General features: G+C 37.9%; 20 protein-coding genes. 7 read left to right on the forward strand and 13 right to left on the reverse strand.

What is annotated here, in order from left to right; genetic code table 11:
• Nucleotide 1 precedes the first annotated feature (1 nt).
• Nucleotides 2–1015 carry a signal peptide peptidase SppA gene (sppA, locus tag D3873_RS08055; RefSeq protein ID WP_119883588.1) on the reverse strand — a complete coding sequence of 338 codons (1014 nt, stop codon included), beginning with the start codon at nt 1013–1015 and terminating at the stop codon, nt 2–4.
• A gap of 101 nt (nt 1016–1116) precedes the next feature.
• On the opposite strand from sppA, the gene D3873_RS08060 reads away from it, so the two are divergent.
• Nucleotides 1117–1914 (forward strand): NAD kinase, encoded by a 798-nt coding sequence (locus D3873_RS08060; protein ID WP_119883589.1) that lies wholly within the window; start codon nt 1117–1119, stop codon nt 1912–1914.
• Nucleotides 1915–1973: 59 nt separating this feature from the next.
• Here D3873_RS08060 and rarD read toward each other — a convergent pair whose 3' ends face one another.
• From rarD to ezrA, 6 genes are all read right to left on the reverse strand, one after another.
• Nucleotides 1974–2885 (reverse strand): EamA family transporter RarD, encoded by a 912-nt coding sequence (gene rarD, locus D3873_RS08065; RefSeq protein ID WP_119883590.1) that lies wholly within the window; start codon nt 2883–2885, stop codon nt 1974–1976.
• Between the two features lie 84 nt (nt 2886–2969).
• Entirely contained in the window at nt 2970–4541 is a 1572-nt protein-coding gene (mbcS, locus tag D3873_RS08070; RefSeq protein WP_119883591.1) for an acyl-CoA synthetase MbcS, read from the reverse strand.
• A gap of 384 nt (nt 4542–4925) precedes the next feature.
• Complete coding sequence (locus D3873_RS08075) at nt 4926–5126, reverse strand: alpha/beta-type small acid-soluble spore protein (RefSeq protein WP_119883592.1); 201 nt, start codon at nt 5124–5126, stop codon at nt 4926–4928.
• An 89-nt stretch (nt 5127–5215) separates the two neighbouring features.
• On the reverse strand, nt 5216–6421 hold the full coding sequence (gene thiI / locus D3873_RS08080; RefSeq protein WP_119883593.1) for a tRNA uracil 4-sulfurtransferase ThiI: 1206 nt from the start codon (nt 6419–6421) through the stop codon (nt 5216–5218).
• 3 nt (nt 6422–6424) lie between these two features.
• A complete protein-coding gene (locus tag D3873_RS08085; RefSeq protein WP_119883594.1) occupies nt 6425–7558 on the reverse strand; it encodes a cysteine desulfurase family protein in 1134 nt (377 codons plus the stop codon).
• Between the two features lie 146 nt (nt 7559–7704).
• Entirely contained in the window at nt 7705–9405 is a 1701-nt protein-coding gene (ezrA, locus tag D3873_RS08090; RefSeq protein WP_119883595.1) for a septation ring formation regulator EzrA, read from the reverse strand.
• A 276-nt stretch (nt 9406–9681) separates the two neighbouring features.
• Here ezrA and D3873_RS08095 point away from each other — a divergent pair, with 276 nt between their 5' ends.
• Nucleotides 9682–10161, forward strand: coding sequence for a GAF domain-containing protein (locus D3873_RS08095; RefSeq protein WP_119883596.1), 480 nt, complete (start codon nt 9682–9684; stop codon nt 10159–10161).
• Nucleotides 10162–10744: 583 nt separating this feature from the next.
• On the opposite strand, the gene megL is transcribed toward D3873_RS08095, so the two are convergent.
• Together megL and D3873_RS08105 are read right to left on the reverse strand one after the other, a co-directional pair.
• Nucleotides 10745–11956, reverse strand: a complete 1212-nt coding sequence (gene megL / locus D3873_RS08100) for a methionine gamma-lyase (protein ID WP_119884507.1) — start codon at nt 11954–11956, stop codon at nt 10745–10747.
• Between the two features lie 329 nt (nt 11957–12285).
• Nucleotides 12286–14124 carry a sensor domain-containing diguanylate cyclase gene (locus D3873_RS08105; protein ID WP_119883597.1) on the reverse strand — a complete coding sequence of 613 codons (1839 nt, stop codon included), beginning with the start codon at nt 14122–14124 and terminating at the stop codon, nt 12286–12288.
• Nucleotides 14125–14383: 259 nt separating this feature from the next.
• On the opposite strand from D3873_RS08105, the gene desA reads away from it, so the two are divergent.
• From desA to rpsD, 4 genes are all read left to right on the forward strand, one after another.
• Nucleotides 14384–15406 (forward strand): Delta(5) desaturase DesA, encoded by a 1023-nt coding sequence (desA, locus tag D3873_RS08110; RefSeq protein WP_119883598.1) that lies wholly within the window; start codon nt 14384–14386, stop codon nt 15404–15406.
• A gap of 66 nt (nt 15407–15472) precedes the next feature.
• Entirely contained in the window at nt 15473–16612 is a 1140-nt protein-coding gene (locus D3873_RS08115; protein ID WP_119883599.1) for a sensor histidine kinase, read from the forward strand.
• A complete protein-coding gene (locus D3873_RS08120; RefSeq protein WP_119883600.1) occupies nt 16605–17204 on the forward strand; it encodes a response regulator transcription factor in 600 nt (199 codons plus the stop codon). Before D3873_RS08115 ends, D3873_RS08120 begins: the two co-directional genes overlap by 8 nt.
• A gap of 234 nt (nt 17205–17438) precedes the next feature.
• Entirely contained in the window at nt 17439–18041 is a 603-nt protein-coding gene (gene rpsD / locus D3873_RS08125) for a 30S ribosomal protein S4 (RefSeq protein ID WP_119883601.1), read from the forward strand.
• Between the two features lie 157 nt (nt 18042–18198).
• Here rpsD and speD read toward each other — a convergent pair whose 3' ends face one another.
• The 3 genes from speD to tyrS form a co-directional block, all read right to left on the reverse strand.
• The gene (gene speD / locus D3873_RS08130; protein WP_119883602.1) at nt 18199–19011 is read right to left on the reverse strand and encodes an adenosylmethionine decarboxylase; all 813 of its coding nucleotides are present in this window, start codon (nt 19009–19011) and stop codon (nt 18199–18201) included.
• 252 nt (nt 19012–19263) lie between these two features.
• A complete protein-coding gene (locus D3873_RS08135) occupies nt 19264–19467 on the reverse strand; it encodes a zinc ribbon domain-containing protein (protein ID WP_119883603.1) in 204 nt (67 codons plus the stop codon).
• A 72-nt stretch (nt 19468–19539) separates the two neighbouring features.
• On the reverse strand, nt 19540–20805 hold the full coding sequence (tyrS, locus tag D3873_RS08140) for a tyrosine--tRNA ligase (protein WP_119883604.1): 1266 nt from the start codon (nt 20803–20805) through the stop codon (nt 19540–19542).
• Between the two features lie 368 nt (nt 20806–21173).
• Between tyrS and D3873_RS08145 the strand changes: the two genes are divergently transcribed.
• Nucleotides 21174–24083 carry a transglycosylase domain-containing protein gene (locus D3873_RS08145; RefSeq protein WP_119884508.1) on the forward strand — a complete coding sequence of 970 codons (2910 nt, stop codon included), beginning with the start codon at nt 21174–21176 and terminating at the stop codon, nt 24081–24083.
• A 60-nt stretch (nt 24084–24143) separates the two neighbouring features.
• Here the strand turns inward: D3873_RS08145 and acsA are convergent, their stop codons facing one another.
• Complete coding sequence (gene acsA / locus D3873_RS08150; protein ID WP_119883605.1) at nt 24144–25862, reverse strand: acetate--CoA ligase; 1719 nt, start codon at nt 25860–25862, stop codon at nt 24144–24146.
• Nucleotides 25863–25962: the final 100 nt, after the last annotated feature.

The raw sequence follows: 25962 nt of genomic DNA on the forward strand, positions 1-25962 counted from the left end.
CTTATTTTTCACCATATAAGTACATCGTTCTCGGTGCTTGAAAGTCTGACAAAAGCTTTCCTATCAGTTGAGTTTCCATATCTGCGCCAAATAACGATTGTGTTTTCATCGAGAACATACTCCATAAACTATCATCTGAACCGTATTCCATTACTTCAGCATCCGATAGTTTAAAATCAGCTTTCGCAGCAGCAATAACGTCCTCTAAATATCCAAAATCATCCGCAAGTCCAGCATCTACTGCTTGACGACCGTTCATGATTCGACCATCCGCTATCGCTTTTACTTCTTTTTCCGTCATTCCTCGTCCCTGTTCAATAACATCCACAAAAGACTCATAGGATTCGTTAATCATTTCTTGTAGCATCGCACGTTCTGCCTCTGTCATTTCTCTAGTCGGACTCATAATATCTTTATAAGGTCCCGTTTTAATCGTGACAAAATCGACACCATACTTTTCTGCTAACTTTCCATAGTTCACACTTTCCATAATGACACCAATAGATCCCGTTAGCGTTTCTTTATTCACAAAGATTTTATCTGCCGGAGCGGATATATAATATCCACCTGAAGCAGCCATGGATCCCATCGAAACATAAATAGGCTTTTTGGTCTCTTCTTTTATTTCCATTAATTTATCATAGATTTGCGCAGATTCTACGACTCCTCCACCTGGAGAGTTGACTGCCAACACAATTGCTTTAATGCTGTCGTCTTCTTTAATCGCAGACAATTGATCCATAAAGAAAGAATGATTGTAGCCGGTAGTTCCAAAGAGTGATGCAGCATCTCCCGTATCTTGAATCACACCATCTACGTGTAGCACCGCAATTCGTTCAAATGGATCTCCTGATTCGATAACATTTTCCATTAAGGCAGAATCGGTCACTCCCATAATTTCTTCCATGCTTGAAGAGAAATTGTCACTAAAAGCAAGTGTTGCAATATTTATGACAATTGACACTCCAAATAGTACTGCAGCTATAGCCACAGCAACCCAACGTTTTGTATTCATGTATGTATCCTCCATTTCTATATGTTATATACGCTTCAAGTGCCAGAATGTTTCATTCCATGCTAAACTAGTTGAAAGATTGTTTAGAAGGAGCGAAATGGATGGAACGAAATCATGTCTTTATTTACACAAAAACGGATGAAACATCACAGCAGAAAAAATCGATCTTAAGCGAAAAACTTCTTCAAGCAAAATTTCAAGTAGTGGAAAATCCAAAAAAAGCGAATATTATTGTAAGCTTAGGAAGTGACGGGGCTTTTCTGCAAGCTGTTCGAAAAACGGAATTTCGCCAAGATTGTTTGTATGCAGGAATTTCTACCACCGGCACGCTTTCCATGTATTGCGATTTTCATTTTCATGATTTAGAGACTGCTATTTCTTCTATTCGTTCATCTGACATCGAGATTCGACGATACCCTATTTTACAGGTTAGCGTGGATAACAATCCACACTTTTATTGCTTAAATGAATTTAGCATACGATCAAATGTCATTAAAACGTTCGTTTTAGATGTCTTTATCGATGACTTACACTTCGAAACATTCCGTGGAGATGGTATGGTGATTTCTACACCTACAGGAAGTACAGCGTACAACAAATCGGTTAACGGGGCAGTCGTGGATCCATTACTTCCATGTTTTCAAGTCTCCGAATTGGCTTCTGTGAATAGTAATAAGTATCGGACGTTAGGTTCTTCCTTTCTTCTAAGTAATCAGCGTAAGCTCATTCTTTCTCTAAAACTTGGAGGAAATGATTTCCCTACTATGGGGATGGATAATGAGGCGTTAAGTATTCAACATGTTCAGCAAGTAGAAGTCGCTCTGAGTGATAAAATCATCAAAACCGTCAAATTAAAAAACAACTCGTTTTGGGAAAAAGTAAAACGGACTTATTTATAGAGAATAACTCATAAAAAAAACGATTGAGAGGATGAGAATTCATCCTTCAATCGTCTTTTTTATATGATTCTTTTTTTCTTCTTTGCTCTTGCTTGTGCCATCTTGGAAATCGTGAAGACAATTAGTCCCATCCATATAAAGGAGAATGAGATGAAATCCAGCGTTCCGAATGATTCTTTATAAACGATAACACCTAGAAGTAACATGCAAGTAGGCGCTATATATTGCAAAAAACCTACTAAATATAATGGGATATTTTGTGCTCCTTTTGCAAATAAAAGCAGCGGGATGGCAGTTGCAATTCCAGATAAAATGAGCAGAATATCAATTTTTATCGAACTATGAAGAAACATCACATCCTCTTGAATGAACGAATAGATATAATACACAATCGCTATTGGTAAAATAAATAACGTTTCCAACGTTAATCCTCGAAGAGCGTCTAATGGGATGGTTTTTTTCATCAAACCATAAAATGCAAATGTCGCTGCAAGAGCTAATGCTAACCAAGGTAGATGACCATACGAGAAAGTTAAAATGGCTACTCCGACTGCGGCAACAACTACTGCTACTTTCTGAGCGGCTGTTAGACGTTCCTTTAGAAAAATGATTCCTAACAAGACAGATAATAGCGGATTGATATAATATCCCAAACTCGTTTGGATGAGAAAACCATTATTAACTGCCCAAATATATAAAAACCAATTGCCTGAAATAAGAACGGATGCAGCAACTAAACTCCAAAAAGCGCGTTTATTCATCCACAGCGTTTTTAAGTCCATCACAATTGTCTTCCGCTGTCCGATAAGTAAAACAAATCCAAAAGTAAAGACAAATGACCAGATGATTCGACTACTTAAGATCTCTCCACTAGAGACTTCTTGGATCATTTTCCAATATATAGGCAGGAAACCCCAAATTGTATAGGCTAGTATTGCCCACACAATTCCTTTTTTTTCATTAACAGGCATTTCTCCACCTCATTATTTTGATTCTCGAAACAAAATAAGTATAGTGTCGAAATAACATATTGTAAATGCAAAGTTATTTTGCTATTATTTTTTATCTTCTTGTTGTCTCAATTCTACACGTCGGATTTTGCCGGAAGCTGTTTTCGGCAATTCTTCTATATATTGTATAGAACGCGGATATTTATAAGGGGCAGTTAATTCTTTCACATGATGTTGCAACGCTTCTGTTAACTCTGGGGAAGGAGTTGCAGAATCCACAAGTACCACATATGCTTTCACGATACTTCCACGAATTTCATCAGGCGCACCAATTACGGCGCATTCTTTCACGGACGGATGCTTTACTAAAGCGTCTTCCACTTCAAAAGGTCCGATTGTGTAGCCGGAACTAATGATAATATCATCTCCACGGCCTTCAAACCAAAAATAACCATCTTCATCTTTTGATGCTTTGTCGCCGGTTAAATAGTAATTGCCTCGGAATTGCATGGCAGTTCTTTCTGGATCTTTTAAATACGCTTTAAATAATGCAGGTGTGGATACATGCACGGCAATGTCCCCTACTTCTCCTACGGAACAAGGGTTGCCAAATTCATCAATAATCTCCACATCATTTCCTGGAGTGGGTTTTCCCATAGACCCTGGTTTTGCCGGCATCCCTTTCATCGTACCTACTAATAAGGTATTTTCAGTTTGACCATACCCATCACGTACTTCTAAATCGAACACTCTATTAAATGTGTCGATCACTTCTCTATTAAGTGGCTCTCCAGCGGAAACAGCACTATGAACGGAAGAAAGATCAAAGCTCGAAAGATTTTCTGCTTTCGCCATAATTCGGTATTCTGTTGGGGTACAGCAAAGCACGTTCACTTTTTCATCTTCTAATAACTTCAAATAAGTGGAGGCATCGAATTTTCCGTGATAGACAAATCCTGTTGCTCCACTTCCTAGTGTCGCTAAAAAAGGACTCCAAATCCATTTCTGCCAACCTGGACTTGCAGTTGCCCATACCACATCTCCTTCGTGAATACCTAACCAATGTTCCGCAGATGTCCGCAAGTGTGCAAAAGCCCAACCATGCGTATGAACAACTCCTTTTGGATTTCCAGTTGTGCCACTTGTGTATGACAAAAATGCCATGTCGTCAGCTTTCGTTGCTGGTGAAGCAAATTCGGTAGAAGCTTTTGCCATTTCTTCTGTTAGCGATATCCACTGCTCTGCCGATTCACCAATGATAAAATTTTTAGTATTTCCTAATCCTTGCACTTGATCAAATTGTTGAATGAAAGGTGAATAAGCAACAATCGCTTTCGCTTCACTATGTTGTAATCGGTAATCAATATCTTTTGCTCGGAGCATTTCTGAACTTGGAATGACAACTAATCCTGCTTTTAACGCACCAATATATGTGACGTATGCTTCTATTAAACGGGGAACCATGACGAGCACGACATCTCCAGGAACTAGACCAGAAGCAGTGAATACGTTAGCAACACGATTTGCTTCTTCTAAAAGCTCGTTATACGTCATCTCTTTTTTTTCGCCAGCTTCATTCATCCATTTTAATGCAAGCTTACTTTTGTCTACGGTATACTTTTCAAACTCTTGAACTAAATTATACGTTTCTGGTGCGAGTAAATCTGCACGATTCATTTTCATTCCTCCTCAAATTATCCTAACAATTCTTATTCAGTATACGAGAATAATTTTAATTTTTCAAAATACTTCTATTCTTTTGGCAATAAAATAGAGGAATCCGAATTTAAGTAAAAAAATATGCAAAATGTTCCTTACTGCTAGACGGAGATATCCTATTTGAGCACCTTGAACTGAAAAAATCCATTTTAACTAAGTCTTTTATAAGCTTACATGAATAATTGCTATTTTTTCATTTTGGACAGGTTAAATAGTCCAATCTGGTGGATATGATATGTATGGAGGAGTACCGAGGTATAATTTCATTCATTCGACGCATAATCCAGAAGATTAGGCAGAAAATATAAAGAGCCGGCATAAAATATGCCGACTCTCCCTTTATTACTTCGAATACCCATTAAGTTGTTGTTGCCCCATCTGCACTAAGCGCTTCGTAATTTCTCCGCCAACGGATCCGTTAGCACGCGCTGTTGCATCAGCACCAAGTTGAACTCCAAATTCAGAAGCAATTTCGTATTTCATTTGATCAATCGCTTGTTTTGCACCTGGTACAACAAGTTGATTTGAACGTTGATTAGTCAAGTTAATCACCTCCTTGTACGAATAGATTGTGCGGGAAACGCAAAATCATTCATCGTGCAATTCGGTAAATTTTCCCTTTCTAAAATGAGCTAAAATAAATCTTTAAATGGATCTTCTTTCTTCTTAGGAAACACATGTACTTCTCGATTTGCAATTGCTTGATCTACCATTTCATCAAATCCGGTAAAGCTTTCATAAAACATCACTTTTTCTAACTTCGGTTTTGTTTTTGGACTAGATGGAGAGAAAATAGTACAGCAATCGTCAAATGGACGGATGGAAATATCATACGTCTTAATTTCTTTTGCCATTTCAATGATCTCTAATTTGTCATGTGAAATCAGTGGACGGAGAATCGGAGTAGAAGTCACTTCATTAATTGCCGTTAAGCTTTCTAAAGTTTGACTTGCAACTTGTCCTAGACTTTCTCCAGTGATAATTGCAAGTGCTTTTGTTTCTTCTCGCACTTTATCCGCAATTTTTAGCATCATTCTTCTTGTAGTTGTCATGGAAACATTTGTTGGTATCTGGCGCTGAATTTCTTCTTGAATGGCAGTAAATGGAATGACATGTAATTTAACAGATGCGCCAAATCGACTTAACTGTTCTGCTAAATCCTTCACTTTTTCCAATGATTGCTCACTCGTATATGGTGGACTGTAAAAATGAATAGCGTCTAATCGAACACCTCGTTTTAATAACTGATAACCTGCAACAGGACTATCAATTCCACCAGATAACATCAATAACGATTTACCATTGGAACCAATCGGCATACCACCTGCACCAGGAATAATTTCCGCCATCATGTAAACAGCATCAGAGCGAATTTCAATCCGAAGATTAATGTCAGGATTTTTCATTTTTACGTTTAAATTAGGATTGTTTCGTAAAACATGAGAACCAATTGCATACTGCGTTTCGTTGGTGTCTAATTCAAAATTTTTGTTGGATCGTTTCACGGTCACTTTAAACGTTCGATCCATTGTGTCCAATTCCGAAATTATTTGATGAGCAAGTTCTTTCATTTCATCGAGGTTAACTGGACATGAAGCAACTGGGCTAAACGATTGTATCCCAAATATGGATGGAAGACGTTTTATCATTTCAGCCATTGTTGATTCGTTTTCCGTTTGTAAAAACATCCGATCACGTTCTGTAATAATTTTAACGCTTTCTAAATCTGTAAATGCATACCGTAAATTATCTCTAAGTCTACCTGTAAATGAATGGCGATTTCGGCCTTTTGTAGACAGTTCTCCATACCGTATTAAAATTTCTTTCCATTTATTCATCTTTTACTCTCCATTCAAACTACTTAAGATTACTTGTAGCTGTGTTGCGATTTCATCAATTTCTGTTTTAGTCGTCTCTACTCCAATACTTATTCGGACTAAACCTCGTTCATATTCTACCGGACAATGAATTGCTTTCATCACATGACTTACTGTGTTTTTCTTTGAAGAGCATGCACTCGACGTGGAAATAATAATGCCCTTCGCTTGAAATGCGTTAATAACTATTTCGCCAATGATTCCTTTTTTACTAAAGGAAAGAATCGTTGGAATTGTTTTTTCATTCCCAAAAATAGTGATGTCTTGAAAAGACTCGAGTATTTGAGAAAGTTCCTTTCTCGCTTCCACCAACTGGCTCTCTTTTTGGTGATATGCTTTTAAAGACAATTTTAAAGACTTGGCAAGTGTGACAGCATTTGCTACGGAAACGGTCCCACTTCTAATCCCTGATTCTTGCTTCCCTCCTAGGAGTTGAGGAGAGGGATGAATATTCCCTTTCCAAATGACGGCACCAGATCCTTTTAGGCCATGCATTTTGTGAGAAGAGATTGAAATAATATCTGCACCAAAATGCCGTAAGTCAATCGGTAACTTACCTGCACTTTGAACTGTATCGGAATGGAAAACTGCACGGCTAGACGTATGAACTATTTCACCTATTTCCTGAATCGGTTGAATGGTCCCTATTTCATTATTCACATGCATAATGCTCACTAAAATTGTGTCTTGGCGAAGTACTTGTTGAAGACTATCTAATCGAACAATACCGTAGTTATCTACATCCAAGTAGTCTACCTCAAATCCTTCTTGTTCAAGCCGTTGGAACAACAGTAAGACAGAAGGATGCTCTATTTTCGATGTGATAATATGCTTACCACGGTGCTGATACGCCTCAACTAGTCCACGTACAACAAGGTTATTTGATTCTGTTCCACCAGAAGTGAAGACTATGTTTTCCGCTTCAGTATGAAATGTCTGTGCGATTTCTAACCTTGCCCTATCTAACAGATTGTTCGCTGTAACACCTAATTGATGGATCGAAGCTGGGTTTGCAAAATACGTCTCATTCACTTGAAGAAACGTTTGCAATACCTCCGGAAATGGTTTTGTCGTTGCACTATTATCCGCGTAAATCATGTGTCACGCTACTTTCTATCTCAAATTCTTTTGAATGTCTATCTTCAAAGTATTTCGTTGTTTGTTATCAAAGAATAGTTTGTTGCTGTCATTGTAATCTCGGTAAACAATGAAAAAACCATCACAATGACGTGATGGTTCTTACATTATGAACGCCAAGCGTCTTCTTTGACAAGTACTTCGATTCTTTTCATGGCACCTGGTTCAACTTCTTCTACAGCAGTCGCTGCTGTCTCCAAAGCCTTTGCATAACGTAATTGTCGAAACGATGCTTCAGCGTCTAAAAGTCGTTGATGCATTCTTGGATGACTTGCTCTGTATCGATTTCCATACTGAATAATGCGCTCGATTAATAATACATTTTCAAGCATTTCCTTCGATTTTTCATGCACCTCATCAATACATTTTTCCGCTTTTCCTAGGTAGTTGTCCACCACTTTCATGTTAAGTGGAACTTCCTGTAAGCTTTGCATGACTAGATACAATTGCTCTTCAGCTTCTTCTAAACGTGCATCCATTTCTTCTGGAATACCAGGTAAATTGGCTTTTTGTAACATACGATCCGTTTCGTGCAACTGCTTTTTCAATTCATCCAATTGGCCGCGTGCTTTATTTTCATCAATGCGTAAGTTTTTTAAGCTATCAGCAAATGCTTCTTGTTCTTCATATAATAGATTCATTTCCGTTTGAATGGATGTTAGTTCCTCTTCTAAAACAGAAAAGGCAATTTTGTCTTCTGTCGCAACTGAATTAAGCGCATCGATACGCTTTTGCAAACTTTCCAGCTTCTTTAAACAATTTTGCGGAATTTGTGCCTCTTTTTCACTTAAGCGATAACTTTGTTGTACATATGCCGTCTCATCACTTGTTTCTCTTGTGGTGGTGGAAACTTCCTTCAACCTTGATGCAACGAATTCTCTCGATTGTTCAACAAATCGTCGAGCATGTACTTCTTTTTCTAACAAGTCATAGTACTGTTCTAATTCTTCTTGGATCTCTTCTAGGCGACTTTGCGTCCCTTCGGTATCAAGGTTAGCTAATCGATCTAACAATTCTTTGAGCTCATTTTCGATAACAAGCAAGTGTTCGGTCAATTCTAAATGCTCAAGCTGATAGTTTTGATCTTCCATCTCCGCTTGTCCAGAACGAAGTTCGTGAATAGAAGATGGTAATTTCAACTGCAAATCAGATAGCAGAGCTGGAATATCATGCATGAGCGGAAACGTTTTACTTCCAACTTCCATAAGATGAATAACAATCTCACGAGCTTGCAAATAATTCCCACTTTCGGTCAAAGCATCATATTCTTCAAACGCTGGAATGAAAGTTGCCAATCTAGTTTCTAAAGCGGTTGCTGCAATACCGTATGCGTGTTGATGGGCTAGCAGGTTTTTTCGAGCAGATCGATAATTTTCTTTTAGCTGTTCCATTTCGATTCTACTTTTTTCTTCACTACCAATTAACTCTTCTAACTCTGTTAAAATTTGCGACATTTGTTCATCACTTGCTTGAATTCGATTTTGTATTTCCTTTTCGGTTGCAGTAGCTTTTCCAAATCGGAATTTATCGACGTATTCTTCCGCATCGAACAATAAAGAATCAATTTTTGGCATATGTATGTCCATCACTTCTGTCCACGTATTTCTCCAACGCTCGAACATTTCTTCCGTTTGTCCATTCATATTCAATTGTTTCACTTTTGTCATTTCTTCTAGAATAGGTTTATTTTGAATTTGATGTTTTTCATTTTCTAATCGTTCTATTTCTGTATTGTGCTTTCGTCGCATCATGAAACCCACGATTGCCAAAGCTATTAATACGATGATTACAATTACGAGAATTTCCATCGTAAGCCCCCTGTTCCCAAATCACGCTCTTAATAACAATATAAGTAATATTACCATGAATAAGCACATGTGTGGATGAATTTAGAAGAATTTTGCTGAAATAATGAAAAATGTCTCATTGACATGATTAGGTGAGAAAAAAAGTTGGTAGCTTCATAGAGAATCGAATGATGTTTTAGTTCCAATTCTTTCTAGTAGATGGCCGATTTTCTCACTTGCAACTTTTGTTTCAAGGCGTTTATACTTGTTTGTAATCGCGTGAAAGGGGATGTTCTTGTGTTCACACAATCAACATATAGTGAAAATTTAGAAGCTAATTATGTTTTATTAACGAAACAATTACGTGCATTGATTCAAGGTGAAGAGAATATTGTTGCTAATTTAAGTAATGCATCCGCACTTTTAAATCAATTTTTAGATCGTATAAACTGGGTAGGGTTCTACTTGATGGAACACGGTGAGCTAGTTTTAGGACCTTTCCAAGGCTTACCCGCTTGTATTCGTATACCAGTTGGTAAAGGAGTTTGTGGAACCGCTGTTGAAACAATGGAAACGATGGTTGTTCCTGACGTACATGCTTTTCCTGGTCATATTGCATGTGATGCTGCATCTCGTTCTGAAATCGTTATTCCTATTGTAAAAGATGGAAAAGTTCTAGGTGTACTTGATATTGACAGTCCTGAAACGGATCGATTTACCGCTACCGACCGACATGGATTAGAGCAATTTGTACAAGAATTAGTTACCCATTTATAACATTAACAAGAGGCTGGTATACAACTAGTCTCTGAACCAAAATGAGCCGTCCGTTTAAAACGGACGGCTCATTTTGGTTAAAAGCCAAAGGATCTTTAGATTTTCTCCAAACCTTTGGTGTATTTTGTAAGTTGACGTCGGAAAGCGGCGAAGCATCTTCTAGAATTCCCTCGACCAGACGGTTACTGCTGAAGGGGGTATCATTATCTTTTAATGTAACTTCTACATAAAAAAGCAAAATCAGTTAATTTTTAGTATGATCTTTAATTATAAAAACACTTCTTTCGATATGAATCTTGCTTAGTAAATTAATTCTATCAGAAGTGTTCTTTTTTTATGGAACTAAAAAATAGTACGCGTGACACTCTCCATCAGGAGAGATGTTCACGAGTTCTCTATTATGATAAATTCGAAAGTGTAAAGCAGGTGCGACTCCTGGGTGATCAGCACGAAACGAAAATCCATTCACTTCGACCGCAGTCGAAGTGAATTAGTTGAGTTCGTGCCACCAGGAAAGCGTCACCTGCGACACTTTCGACGATTTATTGGGAACAAGATAGAATGTTAGTTATGTTAGTATGTTTTATGAATGGAAAGTGAATTTTTTCTCTGTAGCTTGTAAAGCATTACGTAAATCCTCCACAATGTCTTCTGCTATTTCTAATCCTGCAGAAAGTCGCAGCAACGAATGTGTAATACCCATTTCCTCTCGTTGGTTTTCCGGAATAACAGAGTGGGTCATGGTAGCTGGATGCTGAATAAGTGTTTCAGCGTCTCCTAAACTAACCGCAATTTGCACGAGTTCCAATTGATTCATCAAATATTGCGCCGCTTCTTTCCCACCTTTAATCGTAAAGGAAACAAGTCCGCTACCAAATGCCATTTGTTTTTTTGCAAGCTCTACTTGTGGGTGTTTGTCGGAATATGGATAAAATACGTGCTCAACAAAAGATTCATTTTCCAGAAAAGCGGCGATTTTTTCCGCGTTTTTCACATGGCGTTCCATTCTTACAGACAATGTTTTTAATCCTCGAAGAATTAACCACGCATCAAATGGAGAAATTATTCCCCCTACATCTTTTTGAACGGTCATGCGTATTTTCAACATTTCTTCTTCATCGGTTCCAATTAGTAACCCAGCAATGACATCTCCGTGTCCATTAATATATTTCGTCGCACTGTGCAAGACGAAGTCAGCTCCAATTTGCAGTGGAGATTGGCCTAAAGGTGATGAAAATGTGTTATCGACAATCAATCGAATTCCATGTTTCTTTGCAACCGTAGCTACTAATTCCAAGTCCACCAATTCCATTGTCGGATTTATAGGTGTTTCTACATAGATAACAGTTGTATTTGGTTGAATAGCAGCTTCAATTGAATCAGCAGTGTCTAAGGGATGAAACGTATGCGTAATCGAATACTTTTCCTCTAACAACTCTAATAGACCAAATGTACAACCGTAAATCCCTCGTGAACAAAGAACATGATCATTCGCTTTAGTTGTATGGAGTAATACAGTGGAAACAGCTGCCATACCAGAACCAAAGGCTAAGCAAGCTGCTCCATTTTCTAATTCCGCCATTTTTTCTTCTAAAACACGAACAGTAGGATTTCCCAATCTAGAATAAATCATCCCATCTTCTTCACCTGAGAATCTCTTTTCCCCTGCTTCTGCTGATGGAAAAGCAAAAGTTGACGTTTGGTAAAGCGGCACAGTTAAAGCATCTTTATGTTCCGAATGTTGATATCCCGTATGAATTAATTTCGTTTCTTTCATCCAGTTTTGATTGCTCATCAGTGGCACCCCTTTTAAAATGTAAGCGTTTTCATTCCGTTCTACTTTATCATACAATATTCTCCTATTTCAGAAAAGGACTTCAAAAATCCTACAGATTTTTAGAAAGAAAGCTTCCTCGAACTCTTCTCAAAAGGACCTTATTAGTAGTGAAACATTCAAATTCTACGTTTTCCCAAAAGATAGAACCTTCATAAAAATTTCTTACTAATAGCGTAGGTGACGGAGCAAAAAGTTTTCTGTTCTACTAACACAACACAAAAAACTGCAGGTACACCCATTTTTAATGAGCATATCTGCAGTTCATTGTCTTACCTACTATTCTTCTTTTAGATACATAATTTATTTTTCCCTGAATTTTTCGCCTTATAAAGTGCTTTGTCGGCTGATTGAAAAATATCTTTCATGTCAGGTTTGTTCAGTTGATTCCAATGGGATATTCCTCCCGAAACAGTTATAGAAGGTGAAGTATGCGTTGGAATTGATTGGAGAATATTAGTGGCAACTAACGATCCATCTTCTAGCGAATGATTTGGTAAATAAATCGCTAGCTCCTCACCGCCCCATCTTGCTGAAATCCCTCTATTCCCAACTAGTTTTTTTATTAATGAAGAAATTTGACATAATAGCTGATCGCCCATTTGATGACCATATGTATCATTAACATGTTTAAAATTGTCAATATCTAGTAGTAGGAATGCACCTTCCGTATCATTTTCAAGCGATTGGCTAAAATATTTATCTAGATAGCTTCTTGCATATAACCCCGTTAAATGATCGCGGTCGACTAATTCTTGAAGTTGTAATCGAAGTTTCGCGTTCGAAAAAGCTAATGAACAATGCTGAATCAATGATTGCATTAATTTATGACTATCAAATGAAAAATAATAAGGATTCTCATGTAGAACTAAACAGTAACCAGCTACTTCTCCTCGATCCATTAATGGTTGTGCCATCAACGAAGCATAAGGTAAATGCGGATTCACTTTGCTGTGGTAGTCCGCTAAAAATAGGGCTTCATTCGTTTTTAAGAAATGAGATGAAACAAAGTCTAAGTATTCTTTCCCTTCATTCATAAAAAATGGAGATTTTGTCGTGGTGACATCCCATTCCTCATCTTCAATGAATACAAAGCAAATTTCAGAAGGTTGAAATGACTTTTCGAGTTGTTGCTCTAAGAAATAGACCATTTCATCCATTTTCATCGAAGTGTTCATTTTATGAGATGTTTCATTTATCAGCTGCAAATCAGAAATCAGACGATGGGATTGGTGATACAGTTTTGCTTTTTCTAATGCATTCCCAAATGTATGCGCCAACATTTGTATGAACTCTTTTTGTCGCTTCGAAAAGAAATAATCATTCAGTGCATACACTTTTAATAAGCCATAAATGCCTTGTCTACCTTTGATCGGAACATGCATGATATACATTTCTTCATTCTCTAATGGATCAAAAAGAACTTCTCCAGATACATAAGCTTCAATTGCTTTTTCACGTTCACTTGAGTAATCGAACAACTTTACTTTTCGATTTGTTTGTCGGTTTTGATCATTTGCTAAGACTAATTCCGTTTTTAATCGAGGAAAAGAAGAATCCATCGCATGAAGCACAGCTTCTAAGATTCGATCAATATCCATTGTTGCATGAACCATTTCAGTCACGGTAAATAAATCACGGTATTGCTTTTCTTGTTGTCGCATAAAAATTTGCTTTTTAACGGTATGAATAAAATGTCGGATAACTTCTTCTAATCCATATATAGCATCACTTTCACGAAATTCTTCCCAGGCTGGCGTCGCTTGTATCAAAAGCATCGCAACGGGCTCTTCTTCTTTACCTCCAAATAAGAAAGCTTCTTCATATATCGAATACCTAGGCGGTAAAATGGTTAAGTTTTTTAATAGGACAGGATTCTCCATTTTTTCTCGAATATCCGTCCAACGAATGGTTTGAAATTTTAAGTCATTAGAATGATGAAAATTTAATGGAATGAACGTCTCATATTGAAATAATAAAAGTTCAGATGTTTGAATATCAAAATAACGTTGAATAATACCTTGAAAAAGGGCGAACCATTCCTCTGCTACTAGAGGTTTCGTTCCACACTCATTCCAGATGTCAATTAAGTTTGCTTTAATATGGATCAACGTTTCATCATTATTCAAATTCCACACCACGATTCTGTTAATAGTCGGACTAATTGTACTATTTCCAATTATAGAATATATGAGTCATTTTGACTATCTTTAACTCACCGATTTCAATATTTTTTTCATTTTTCATTCGAAAATATTCAAAAAAGGTTGGCGGACTATATGACAACTGTCATATGTCTTCTAGACGTTTATCTATTTTCGGAATACTACAAACGTTTTACACTACTAGAAAGAACAGATTGAGAGTCATTACTACTGGAGGGTTTCGATGAGTAAAGAAAAGATTGCCCAACTTAAAAAATACGTTTCTCCTTTTGAAAAAGCGGATGAAAAAGCGAGTATCATTCAGCTGGTTAATACCATTATTCCTTTGATTGTGTGCTGGATTTTAGCGTATCAAGCATTAAGCGTTTCTGTCATTCTTTCCGTGGTCATTTCGTTATTTACTGCCGGGTTTGTTGTACGGACTTTTATCATTTTTCACGACTGTACACACGGGTCTTTTTTCAAAAACAAAAAAGTGAATGCAATTGTTGGAACAATTACAGGTGTTTTAACTCTTTTTGCGTTTGAAAAGTGGAAACGAGAGCATGCGATCCATCATGCTTCTAGTGGAAATCTAGATAAGCGTGGCGTTGGCGATATTTGGGTAATGACAATAGAGGAATATATAGAAGCTTCGACATGGGAGCGTTTAAAATATCGTTTGTATCGAAATCCTCTTGTCATGTTTGTATTAGGGCCACTATTCTTAGTTTTAATATCAAGTCGCTTCAATCGCAAAGATGCCCGAAAGAAAGAGCGAAATAACACCTACTTAACTAATTTGTTGTTAGTCGTTTTTTATGCTTTACTTATTTGGTTGATCGGTTGGGAATCATTTCTGATTGTTCAAGGAACCACCATGTTCGTCGCTGGTATGTTAGGGATTTGGTTGTTTTATGTGCAACATACATTTGAAGATTCGTACTTTGAGGATGAAACAGAATGGGATTATGTAAAAGCTGCTGTCGAAGGTAGTTCTTACTATAAATTGCCGAAAGTTTTACAGTGGGTCACTGGGAACATTGGTTTTCATCACGTTCATCATTTAAGTCCAAGAGTACCAAATTATCATTTAGAAAAAGCGCACCAATCAACACCACCACTTCAACAGGCAACGACAATTACCTTACGAACTAGCTTAAAGTCATTGCAATACAAAGTGTATGATGCAAAAAATCGCACGTTTGTGACGTTCGGAGAGATCCAACATCTGCTTACGAAATCGAACTCCCCTATTAAACAATAAGATGCAGCCACTCATTTTGAGTGGTTGTATCTTTTTTCTGTCATAATAAAGAAGAGGAGGTTGTGTATGAATAAATGGTATCAAATCTTTCCTAAAAACCCTTGGCTAAGTGTCTATGCTTGGTTTATCTTTTGTATTCTTCCTTTCTTTTTCATTTTCCGTTCATCATCGATTATTGAAATTGCGATTGGGATAAGTTTACTCATTTTATTCTTTCTATCTTACCGATTATCGTATAACTCAAGAAGTGTTTATTTGTATATCTGGATCTCAATTGAAATTGCGATTACCATTGGTATGACATTTCTTTTCGGTTACGTTTATTTGTCATTATTTTTAGCTTTTTTCATCGGGAATATAAAAAACAAAATTGGATTCTTTATCATCTACGGTTTACATATCGCGTTCTTATTACTCGCCGTTATATTTGGTTTTTCAAGTCATAGTGAGTTGTATCTTTCCCAAATGCCATTTGTCATTTTGACGATTATCGGTGTTATTTTGTTACCTTTTAACACGTACAATCGCCATAAACGTGAAAAGCTAGAAAATCAATTAGAATTAGCCAACAAACAAATTTCGCATCTGAAAGTAATTGAAGAACGCGAAAGAATCGCGAGAGATTTGCATGACACGCTCGGACAAAAATTATCGTTAATTGGCTTAAAAAGTGATTTAGCCGGGAAATTAGTGCATCGAGATCCAGCTCGTGCTTTAGAAGAGATTCAAGACGTTCAACAAACAGCTAGAACTGCACTGAAGGAAGTGAGAGAACTTGTATCCAATATACGGACAACCAAAGTGGAAGAAGAAATCATCCGAGTTCAGCAATTACTTCGTGCCGCAGAAATCGATTTTGTTTTCTTTGGAACTTCCTCTCTCACTTCTACTCCATTATTAGTTGAAAATGTCATTTGTATGTCGTTAAAAGAAGCCGTAACAAATGTTATCAAACATAGTCAAGCGACCACTTGCACAATATTAGTAAAAGAAACGAAACAAGAAGTGTTAGTTCAAGTACAAGATGATGGTGATGGCATGTCGAGTTCTGGACAATTTTTAGATGGTCATGGTCTTATCGGGATGAAAGAACGGCTAGAATTTGTGAATGGCACCCTCTCCATCCAACAAGAAAATGGAACGAAATTGACTGTACGGATTCCGAAAGTCATTCTTCCAAAACATAAGGAGGTTTCCCATGATTAAAATTGTGTTAGCCGAAGATCAGCGAATGTTACTCGGTGCTCTAGGATCATTGCTCGATTTAGAAGATGATATGGAAGTGATCGGGAAAGCAAGCAACGGAGAAGAAATCATCTCACTTGTCGAAAAATTGCATCCAGACATTTGTATCATGGATATCGAAATGCCAATAAAAAGCGGTTTAGATGCAGCAGAACATTTAAAAGATTCCGGTTGTAAAATCATTATTTTAACTACATTTGCTCGCGCGGGTTATTTTGAACGAGCACAAAAAGCAGGAGTTAGCGGATATTTATTAAAAGATAGCCCTAGCGAAGACTTAGCAAGATCCATCCGATTAATTATGGACGGTCGTCGCATCTATGCACCCGAACTTGTGGATCTAGCGTTTGGAGAATCCAATCCATTAACCGATCGAGAACGGGAAGTGATGGAGTTAATCGCACACGGCAAAAGTACAAAAGAAATAGCAAAGGAATTATTTATTACTAGTGGAACTGTACGTAATTATATTTCTACTATTTTAGATAAACTAGAAGTGGGCAATCGAATCGAAGCCATTTCACGCTTTAAAGAAAAAGGCTGGTTTAAATAGACAATCCCCCATTGACTTCTGAGCGTTTACTCGGTACAATGGACTTTGTGTAAAATATTCGCAGCAGTTGCATAATCTAATCTGTTTCATTTTATTCCTTTAGCGTTCGCTAAATGGTGCATCGAGTAACTCAAGGCTGCTGGAGCGAGGATGCATGAAAATAAAATGGCGTTAGAATGGATGCATCTGGTCTTATTTTACAACAAAATAAAACCAACAGAGGAGGAGTCATTCATGGCTCGTTATACAGGTCCAGCATGGAAACTGTCTCGTCGTTTAGGAATTTCCCTAAGTGGCACAGGTAAAGAATTAGAAAAACGTCCTTACGCACCAGGTCAACACGGTGCTAACACTCGTAAAAAAATCTCGGAGTATGGTTTACAACTTCAAGAAAAACAAAAACTTCGTCACATGTATGGAGTAAACGAACGTCAATTCCGTACTGTTTTCGATAAAGCTGGCAAAATGCAAGGTAAACACGGTGAAAACTTCATGATCTTACTTGAAACTCGTTTAGACAACGTAGTTTACCGTTTAGGTCTTTCTCGTACTCGTCGTGGAGCTCGTCAATTAGTTAACCACGGTCACGTAATGGTTGATGGAAAACGCGTTGACATTCCTTCATACGCTGTAAAACCAGGTCAAGAAATTTCTCTTCGTGAAAAATCTCAAAACCTAGACGTAGTGAACGAATCAATCGAAGTAAGCAACTTCGTTCCTGAGTACCTTACATTTGATGCTGACAAAAAAGTGGGTACATTTGTACGTTTACCAGAACGTTCTGAATTAAATGCAGAAATCAATGAAGCATTAATCGTTGAGTACTACTCACGTTAATAGCTATACAGTTCCAAAAACGGAGGCACTCCCTCCGTTTTTGGAGCTTTTTTTATTCCCCCGAATAACACTTTAGGGAGTTTCGACTTCTTATCCCTCTCCTTGTTTAAACAAAAAAACTGACCCATCTCAATAAGAGATGAATCAGTACGACCGATTATTTAGAAACGATATTTTTTCCGTAGAAAATTTCATCCATTTCCATTTTTAATTTATTCGTAATTTCCAATTGTTCTTCTTCCGTTAAATCTTCTGTTTTTTTCCCAAAAAGATAATTATTCAAGTCAAATTCTTTTAGCTTACATTTCGTGTGGAAAATGTTTTCCTGATAAATATTAACATCAATCATATCAAATTCGTCTTTAATTTCATCTGGAATAAAATTCTGAATGGAATTGATTTCATGATCAATAAATAATTTATGACCACTAGTATCACGCGTAAACCCACGAACACGGTAATCTACAGTCATAATATCCGTATCAAACGAGTGAATTAAATAGTTCAGCGCTTTTAATGGAGAAATCTCCCCACATGTCGAAACATCAATATCCGCGCGAAATGTGCTAATGCCTTCATTCGGATGATATTCCGGGTACGTATGCACGGTAATATGGCTTTTGTCTAAGTGCATCACGACCGTATCTGGAAGTGGACCAGGTGATTCTTTAAATTGCTCATCTGGAACTGCATCAATTGGCCCTTCTGACACTAACATTGTCACACTGGCACCTTGAGGAACATAATCCTGTTTGGCAATATTTAATACGTGAGCTCCTATAATATCGGTAACATTTTTTAATATATTCGTTAATCGGTCCGCATTATATTGGTCATCAATATACTCAATGTAAGCTTCTCGTTCTTCTTTTGTTTTTGTGTAACAAATATCATACATATTAAAGCTAAGAGATTTTGTTAAGTTGTTAAATTCATGTAATTCAATACGTTGTTCTGGTGTAAGTGACATAGTAATTGCTCCTTCTACTAAAAGTTTCGAATGCTTTTGCTTCACAAGGCGAAAGGGTCAAAACTTTTATCGACTATTCGTCGCTTTCCTCTTGAGGGAAAGACATTCGTATTATACATGAAAAAAGGCTTGAAGGAAAATAATGCATGGATTTATTCAGCAAAAGAATGGTAGCGATCGATTTACTTAATTCAGGTCTACATTAAAAAAGCCTTTTGCAGATAATCATGATCTGCAAAAGGCTAAGCTCGCTTATCCGAAAAATAAATCGATGATGTTACCAGTCGAGCTACTTTGTTTGTTATACAGCTCCGAATATCCGCATTTTTTACAAAAAACTACTCGAAATTGATTGTGCTGTAAATCAATCAACTTTGATAACCCTGTTCCTGTGGTCGAAATTTCTTTCTCCCCAACTTCGTTTCCACCACATTTTATACACCCTTTTGACGACATGTGCATTCCCCTTTCTGTTTCTTATAATTACGAAACAAAATCAAGGGAAGTTTCAAAATGTGCTAGATAATATTAAGCAAATTTCACCATATGGTATTTCTTTTTACCGCGACGCACAATTAAAAATGCATCTTCCAAACGGTCTTTCTCTCCTACCACATATTCAAGGTCTGTCACTTTTTCGCCGTTTAACGAGATCGCTCCGTTTGTCACATCTTCACGTGCTTGACGTTTGGAAGGCGCTACTCCGATTTCAATTAAAAAATCTACAATGTTATGATCCTCTTTAGCCACTTCAGATGATGGAACATCCTTGAACGCTTCTTTCATTTCATTCGCCGATAGTGCTTTTAGATCTCCGCTAAATAGTGCTTGCGTTACTTTTTGGGCAGTCTTAAGCGCCTCATGTCCGTGAATTAAAACAGTCATCTTCTCCGCTAAGGCTTTTTGAGCTTTTCGTAAATGAGCTTCTTCTTCAATGGTTACTGCAAAGCTTTCAATTTCTTCTCGACTGAGGAATGTGAAAATCTTCATGTAATTAATCACATCGCTATCAGCTGTATTCAACCAAAATTGATAAAATTCGTACGGAGTTGTTTTTTCTGCATCTAACCAAACTGCGCCAGAAGCTGACTTACCGAATTTAGTACCGTCCGATTTTGTTACAAGTGGGATCGTCATTCCGTAGGCTTTGGTTTCTTCTTCGTGTGTTTTCCGAATCATTTCAAGTCCTGTCGTAATATTCCCCCATTGATCGGAACCACCAACTTGCAAGACACATTTCTCTGTATTGAATAAATGATTGTAGTCGATTGCTTGGATAAGCATGTAACTAAACTCTGTGAAGGAAATTCCCCCTTCTAATCGAGATGCGACGGTGTCTTTTGCTAGCATGTAATTTACACCAATGTATTTCCCGTAATCTCGAAGAAATTCTATTACATTCATCGAGCCAATCCAATCTTTGTTGTTAACTAGTTTTGCGCCGTTCTCTGTATCAAAATCGAAAATACGGTGCATTTGTTTTGCTAAGCCTTTCACATTTTCATCAATTTGCTCCGTCGTTTGCAGTTGACGTTCTTCGTTGCGCCCAGAAGGATCGCCAATCATACCAGTCGCCCCACCCACAAGCAAGACTGGTCGGTGCCCATACATTTGAAAGCGACGCAACGTTAACAGCGGAACAATATGGCCAATATGCATACTATCAGCTGTTGGATCAACCCCACAATAGAGAGAGATTTTTTCGTCATTCAATAATTTTGTGAGTCCTTCTTCGTCGGTTAATTGGTAAGCGAGTCCTCGCCATTTTAAATCTTCTACTAATGCATTTGTCATCCTAAAACCCTCCTGAATATAAAAAGTCCCAACACGATTTACGAGAAATCATGCTGGGACGCTGTTGGAATGAGCGCGGTACCACCCTGCTTGAAGACATATGTCTTCCTCTTTAGTTCACATTTCGTCGTGAAAAACGTTCTACTCCAAGACTGTAATTCGTCATAACAGCAATTCACTAACTCTCAGCACCGTTAGCTCTCTTGGGAATTATCTGCTACCCTACTTCGGGCTTTTCAACGTAGAAAAACTATAATTTCTCATTTTACTCCTATTTCACTTACTGTCAATAAAAATATTTATGCCTGTAAGGAATATGGTATAATTAATCCAGATTTAGGGGGTCGAGAAAAGTGAAAGAACGCTTCATGAATATCTGGACACAAGGGCAAGAAAAATGGGATACATGGCAGAAAACAAAATGGGCAAAAAGCCTTCGAATTAGTTCATCTGTTTTCTGGAACTTAGCAATTATTTTCCTCATTATTGGGGTCGTATTTGCCGCATTTGCCGGTTCAGTAGGAGCTGGTTATTTCGCTTCATTAGTGGATTCCGAACCACTACGAACAGAAGACGAAATGCGTGCGAATATTTTTAGTTATGACGAAACATCGGAAATCTTTTTTGCGGATAATATCTATATAGGTAAACTCCAAACAGACCTAGAACGAGTGGAAACAGAACTTGATAAGGTCTCTCCGAATGTTATTAATGCTGTTTTAGCCACTGAAGATGAGTATTTTAACGTTCATCATGGAATAGTCCCAAAAGCAATTTTTCGCGGTTTATTTCAAGATGTAACAAATGCGGATGACCAAACTGGTGGTTCAACTCTTACACAGCAATTAGTCAAAAATCAAATCCTCACAAACGAAGTTTCCTATGAGCGGAAGGCAAAAGAAATTTTGCTAGCAATGCGCTTAGAAAAATTCATGACAAAAGATGAAATATTAGAAGCATACTTAAATATCATTCCTTACGGCCGGAATGCATCTGGGCGAAATATTGCCGGTATTGAAACAGCTTCAAGAGGTATTTTTAACTTGAAAGCAAGTGAATTAAATCTTGCACAAGCTGCATTTATCGCTGGAATTCCACAAGCACCTTTTGCTTATACTCCGTTTACAAATCGAGGGGAATTAAAGGACGCAGATGGATTAAAGCCTGGTATTGATCGAATGGTTACAGTTCTTTATCGAATGAACGAAACTGGCTATATTTCAGATGAAGAGTATGAACAATATCGGAATTATGATATTGCAAAGGATTTCCGTTCTCCTGAGGCAATGCCATATGAAAAATATCCTTATTTAACGTATGAATTAGAAAGACAAGCTGTCTCTATATTAAAAGTTCAGTTAGCAGAAAAAGATGGTATTGATGAAAACCGTTTAGAACAAGATGCAAAAATGAATGAAAAATATACGATTCTAGCAGATCGTGCATTGCGTACGAATGGTTATCGTATTCATTCAACTATTAACCAGAAGATTTATGACAAGCACCAACAAATCAAAAATGCGTTTGAAAACTTTGGTCCAAACAAACAAGCGGAAGTAAAAAATAGTGAAACTGGCGAATATGAAACGGTATTAAAACCAGTAGAAGTCGGCAGTGTATTAATGGAAAACAGTACTGGAAAAGTATTGAGCTTTATCGGTGGAAGAGATTACAATCAGGAAAACTTAAATCACGCTACTCAATCCTATCGACAAAACGGTTCTACCATGAAACCACTGTTGGTGTATGGCCCAGCAATTGAATATGGGATAATTGGTGCAGGTAGTCCTGTAGTCGACGTGTATTTGGAAGATGTACCTGACGGAGAGGGTGGAAATTATAGCCCTGGGAATGTAATTGAAGGCCAAGAGCTCGGCATTATCCCTGCTCGAGAAGCGCTTGCTAAATCACAAAATTTAGCCGCTATTCGCTTATATAAACGTATTATGGACAAGCAACCGATTGAATACTTACAAAAATTAGGATTTAGTAATGTGAATCCAGAAGAAAACTATTTCTTATCCTCCGCTATTGGTGGTGTTGGAATGGGGCCATCTGTCTTAGAAAATACGAATGCTTTTGCCACTCTGGCAAATAAAGGTGAATTCAACAAAGCCTATATGATCGAACGCATTGAAGATGCGGAAGGAAATATAGTGTATCAGCATGAATCAGTTCCTGAACCAGTATATTCTCCACAAACCGCTTATATAGTAACGGATATGCTTCGTGACGTATTAGAATATGGTACAGGAACACGAGCAAGCAGTTTGTTAAAATTCAAATCTGATTTTGCCGCTAAATCTGGTACGACGAATGCTGCAAAAGATGCATGGTTTATGGGATATAATCCAAACATTACGTTAGGTGTTTGGCTAGGATATGATAAAAACAACTCGCTTATCACATCCGGCGTATTGCATCATTCTACTCGTGTAAATATGTTATGGGCACAGCTAATGAATGGCACATATGATGTTAATCCTGAGTTAGCAGATCCTGCACAAGGTTTCGAAATGCCAAAAGGTGTTGTGACGAGATCATTTTGTTCGATTTCCGGACTTGCCCCGTCACCAGCATGTCAACAAGCAGGCCTTGTTACTTCTGATTTGTTTAATGCCAACACATTTGTTCCAACAAAAGCAGATGATAGTTTTGCCTCCTCATCGTATGTTGTGATTGATGGGAAACGTTATCGAGCACTTCCTTCAACACCAAGTGAATTCGTTGTGTCTGGTGGAGTTGGTGTCAACCAAGACTTTATCGATCGAACATTTGGAACATTAAAAGGAGATCCTGCGAAATTGTTCCCAGAGAACTCTGCATTTGCTAGCAAAGTCGTTTCTGAGGATACATTTGATGCTGATAGCGCTGCACCAAGTGGTGTTACCGCAAGTTTATCTGGACGAACGTTAAGTTGGACAGATTCCGCTTCAAAAGACGTGGTTGGGTATCGAGTGTATCGAAATTCAGGTGGTATCGTAACATCTACTCAAAGTAGATCATTTACGGTTCCAAGTGCTGGTGAATATTACGTTGTAGCAGTTGATATTACTGGCAAACAATCTGCTGCCTCCAATACAGTCTCAAATGTTGTTGCGGAACCAGTACCAGAGCCGAAACCAACAACACCGACAAAACCTGATCCTAAGCCAACAGATCCACCGCCTCCAACGGATCCTAAGCCAGCAGATCCACCACCACCTACAGATCCAAAGCCGACGGACCCACCTCCGCCGACTGATCCGCCACCAACGGCACCACCGGCAGAAGAATAAAAAGAAAACCTGCGATTCTCTTCGACAGAGAATCGCAGGTTTTTTCATGACTAATGTAATTTAATCTTCCATTGTAGATAGATCACCTGCTGGTAAATTTAATTCCCAAGCTTTCAGTACACGACGCATTATTTTCCCGCTTCGTGTTTTTGGCAATTTATCTTTAAATTCAATTTCACGTGGGGCAGCATGAGCTGCAAGACCTTTTTTAACAAATTGTTGAATGTCAGCGATTAATTCATCCGACGGTTCCACATCCTCACGTAAAGCAACAAACGCTTTAATGATTTCTCCTCGGACTGGGTCTGGTTTTCCAATAACACCCGCTTCTACTATAGCTGGATGCTCTAATAACTTACTTTCTACTTCAAAAGGACCGACACGTTCTCCTGAAGTCATAATAACGTCATCAATTCTTCCTTGGAACCAGAAAAAACCATCTTCATCCATGTAAGCAGAGTCACCAGACACATACCATTTGTCTTTTAAGAAATACGAATCATATTTTTCTGGATTGTTCCATATCATATGCATCATGGATGGCCAACCTTTTTCTAGCGCTAAATTGCCCATTTGATACGCTGGTAGTTCTTCTCCATTATCATCCACAATAGCAGCTTTCACACCAGGTATTGGTTTCCCCATAGAGCCAGGTTTAATCGGCAAACACCCGAAGTTGCAAATCATTTGTGCGCCAGTTTCCGTCATCCACCAAGTATCATGTATGCGTTGACGGAACACGTTTGCCCCCCATTTAATCACTTCAGGGTTCAGAGGTTCTCCGACGGATAAAACATGTCGTAATGTAGACACGTCGTATTTTTTTAATAAACCATCGCCTGCACCCATTAGCATTCTGAAAGCGGTAGGAGCACTATACCAAACAGTTACTCCATATTCTTCAATCGTTTCATACCATGTATCTGGCGAAAATCTTCCACCTAGCACGACCATTGAAGTTCCTGCTAACCATGGTCCAAAAATGCCATAAGATGTACCTGTAACCCAACCTGGGTCAGCTGTACACCAATAAATATCATTTTCCTTTAAATCAAGAACCCACTTGGCAGTTTGATAATGTTGCATGATTGCTTGTTGAACATGCAACACGCCTTTTGGTTTTCCAGTAGAACCAGAAGTGTAATGAAGAATTAATCCATCTTCTTTTTCTAGCCATTCCAACTCGAAATAAGGAGATGCTTCTTTCATTTCTTTCTTGAAATCAATGATTGTGTCTTTTTCTTCAATTTCCTCCCCAATTAAGACAATCGTCTCTAAGTGTGGAAGTTTATCAACAGGAACACGCTCTAGTAACTCCGGTGTTGTTACAATTACTTTCGCTTCGCTATCTGCTAAACGATCGAATACTGCACCTTCCATAAATGCTTCAAATAGCGGACCAACAATTGCTCCCATCTTCAAAGCACCTAGTAACGCAAAGTAAAGCTCAGGAGATCGTGGTAAAAAGATAAATAATCGGTCTCCTTTTTCAATCGAAGTATGTTTTTGGAAAACGTTAGCTGCCTTGTTCGACATCCGTTTCATGTCATAAAATGTATACGTTTCTTTTCGGTTCGCGTCCTTGTAAAATAGCGCCACTTTGTTTTTGTTGGAGGATTCCGCATGACGATCAATCGTTTCATACGCTGCATTGAGGCGCCCAGTTTCAGAGGCACTTAACGACTTCCATGCCTGCTCCCAATCAAAGTCTTTCGCTACATCCGCGTAATTCGAAAGGTTAAAATCTCCTTGTACAACAGGTAATGCTTCTACTTTCATCCGAACCATCCTTTCTAACAATCTACACTTCTAGTGTACAACAACTATTTTTTAAATGGCGAATAATTTTACTTTTATGACAATTGCATAAATGAAATGG

Source organism: Paenisporosarcina cavernae (assembly GCF_003595195.1).
GTDB lineage: Bacteria > Bacillota > Bacilli > Bacillales_A > Planococcaceae > Paenisporosarcina > Paenisporosarcina cavernae.

Excerpts from the sequence above, each read along its gene's own strand:
- D3873_RS08115 (WP_119883599.1), top strand. The coding sequence starts at position 15,473 with ATGAATAAATGGTATCAAATCTTTCCTAAAAACCCTTGGCTAAGTGTC.
- thiI (WP_119883593.1), bottom strand. The coding sequence starts at position 6,421 with ATGAATAAATGGAAAGAAATTTTAATACGGTATGGAGAACTGTCTACA.
- D3873_RS08120 (WP_119883600.1), top strand. The coding sequence starts at position 16,605 with ATGATTAAAATTGTGTTAGCCGAAGATCAGCGAATGTTACTCGGTGCT.
- desA (WP_119883598.1), top strand. The coding sequence starts at position 14,384 with ATGAGTAAAGAAAAGATTGCCCAACTTAAAAAATACGTTTCTCCTTTT.
- tyrS (WP_119883604.1), bottom strand. The coding sequence starts at position 20,805 with ATGACAAATGCATTAGTAGAAGATTTAAAATGGCGAGGACTCGCTTAC.
- mbcS (WP_119883591.1), bottom strand. The coding sequence starts at position 4,541 with ATGAATCGTGCAGATTTACTCGCACCAGAAACGTATAATTTAGTTCAA.
- speD (WP_119883602.1), bottom strand. The coding sequence starts at position 19,011 with ATGTCACTTACACCAGAACAACGTATTGAATTACATGAATTTAACAAC.
- D3873_RS08085 (WP_119883594.1), bottom strand. The coding sequence starts at position 7,558 with ATGATTTACGCGGATAATAGTGCAACGACAAAACCATTTCCGGAGGTA.
- rpsD (WP_119883601.1), top strand. The coding sequence starts at position 17,439 with ATGGCTCGTTATACAGGTCCAGCATGGAAACTGTCTCGTCGTTTAGGA.
- megL (WP_119884507.1), bottom strand. The coding sequence starts at position 11,956 with ATGAGCAATCAAAACTGGATGAAAGAAACGAAATTAATTCATACGGGA.
- D3873_RS08060 (WP_119883589.1), top strand. The coding sequence starts at position 1,117 with ATGGAACGAAATCATGTCTTTATTTACACAAAAACGGATGAAACATCA.
- sppA (WP_119883588.1), bottom strand. The coding sequence starts at position 1,015 with ATGAATACAAAACGTTGGGTTGCTGTGGCTATAGCTGCAGTACTATTT.
- acsA (WP_119883605.1), bottom strand. The coding sequence starts at position 25,862 with ATGAAAGTAGAAGCATTACCTGTTGTACAAGGAGATTTTAACCTTTCG.
- D3873_RS08145 (WP_119884508.1), top strand. The coding sequence starts at position 21,174 with ATGAATATCTGGACACAAGGGCAAGAAAAATGGGATACATGGCAGAAA.
- D3873_RS08135 (WP_119883603.1), bottom strand. The coding sequence starts at position 19,467 with ATGTCGTCAAAAGGGTGTATAAAATGTGGTGGAAACGAAGTTGGGGAG.
- rarD (WP_119883590.1), bottom strand. The coding sequence starts at position 2,885 with ATGCCTGTTAATGAAAAAAAAGGAATTGTGTGGGCAATACTAGCCTAT.
- ezrA (WP_119883595.1), bottom strand. The coding sequence starts at position 9,405 with ATGGAAATTCTCGTAATTGTAATCATCGTATTAATAGCTTTGGCAATC.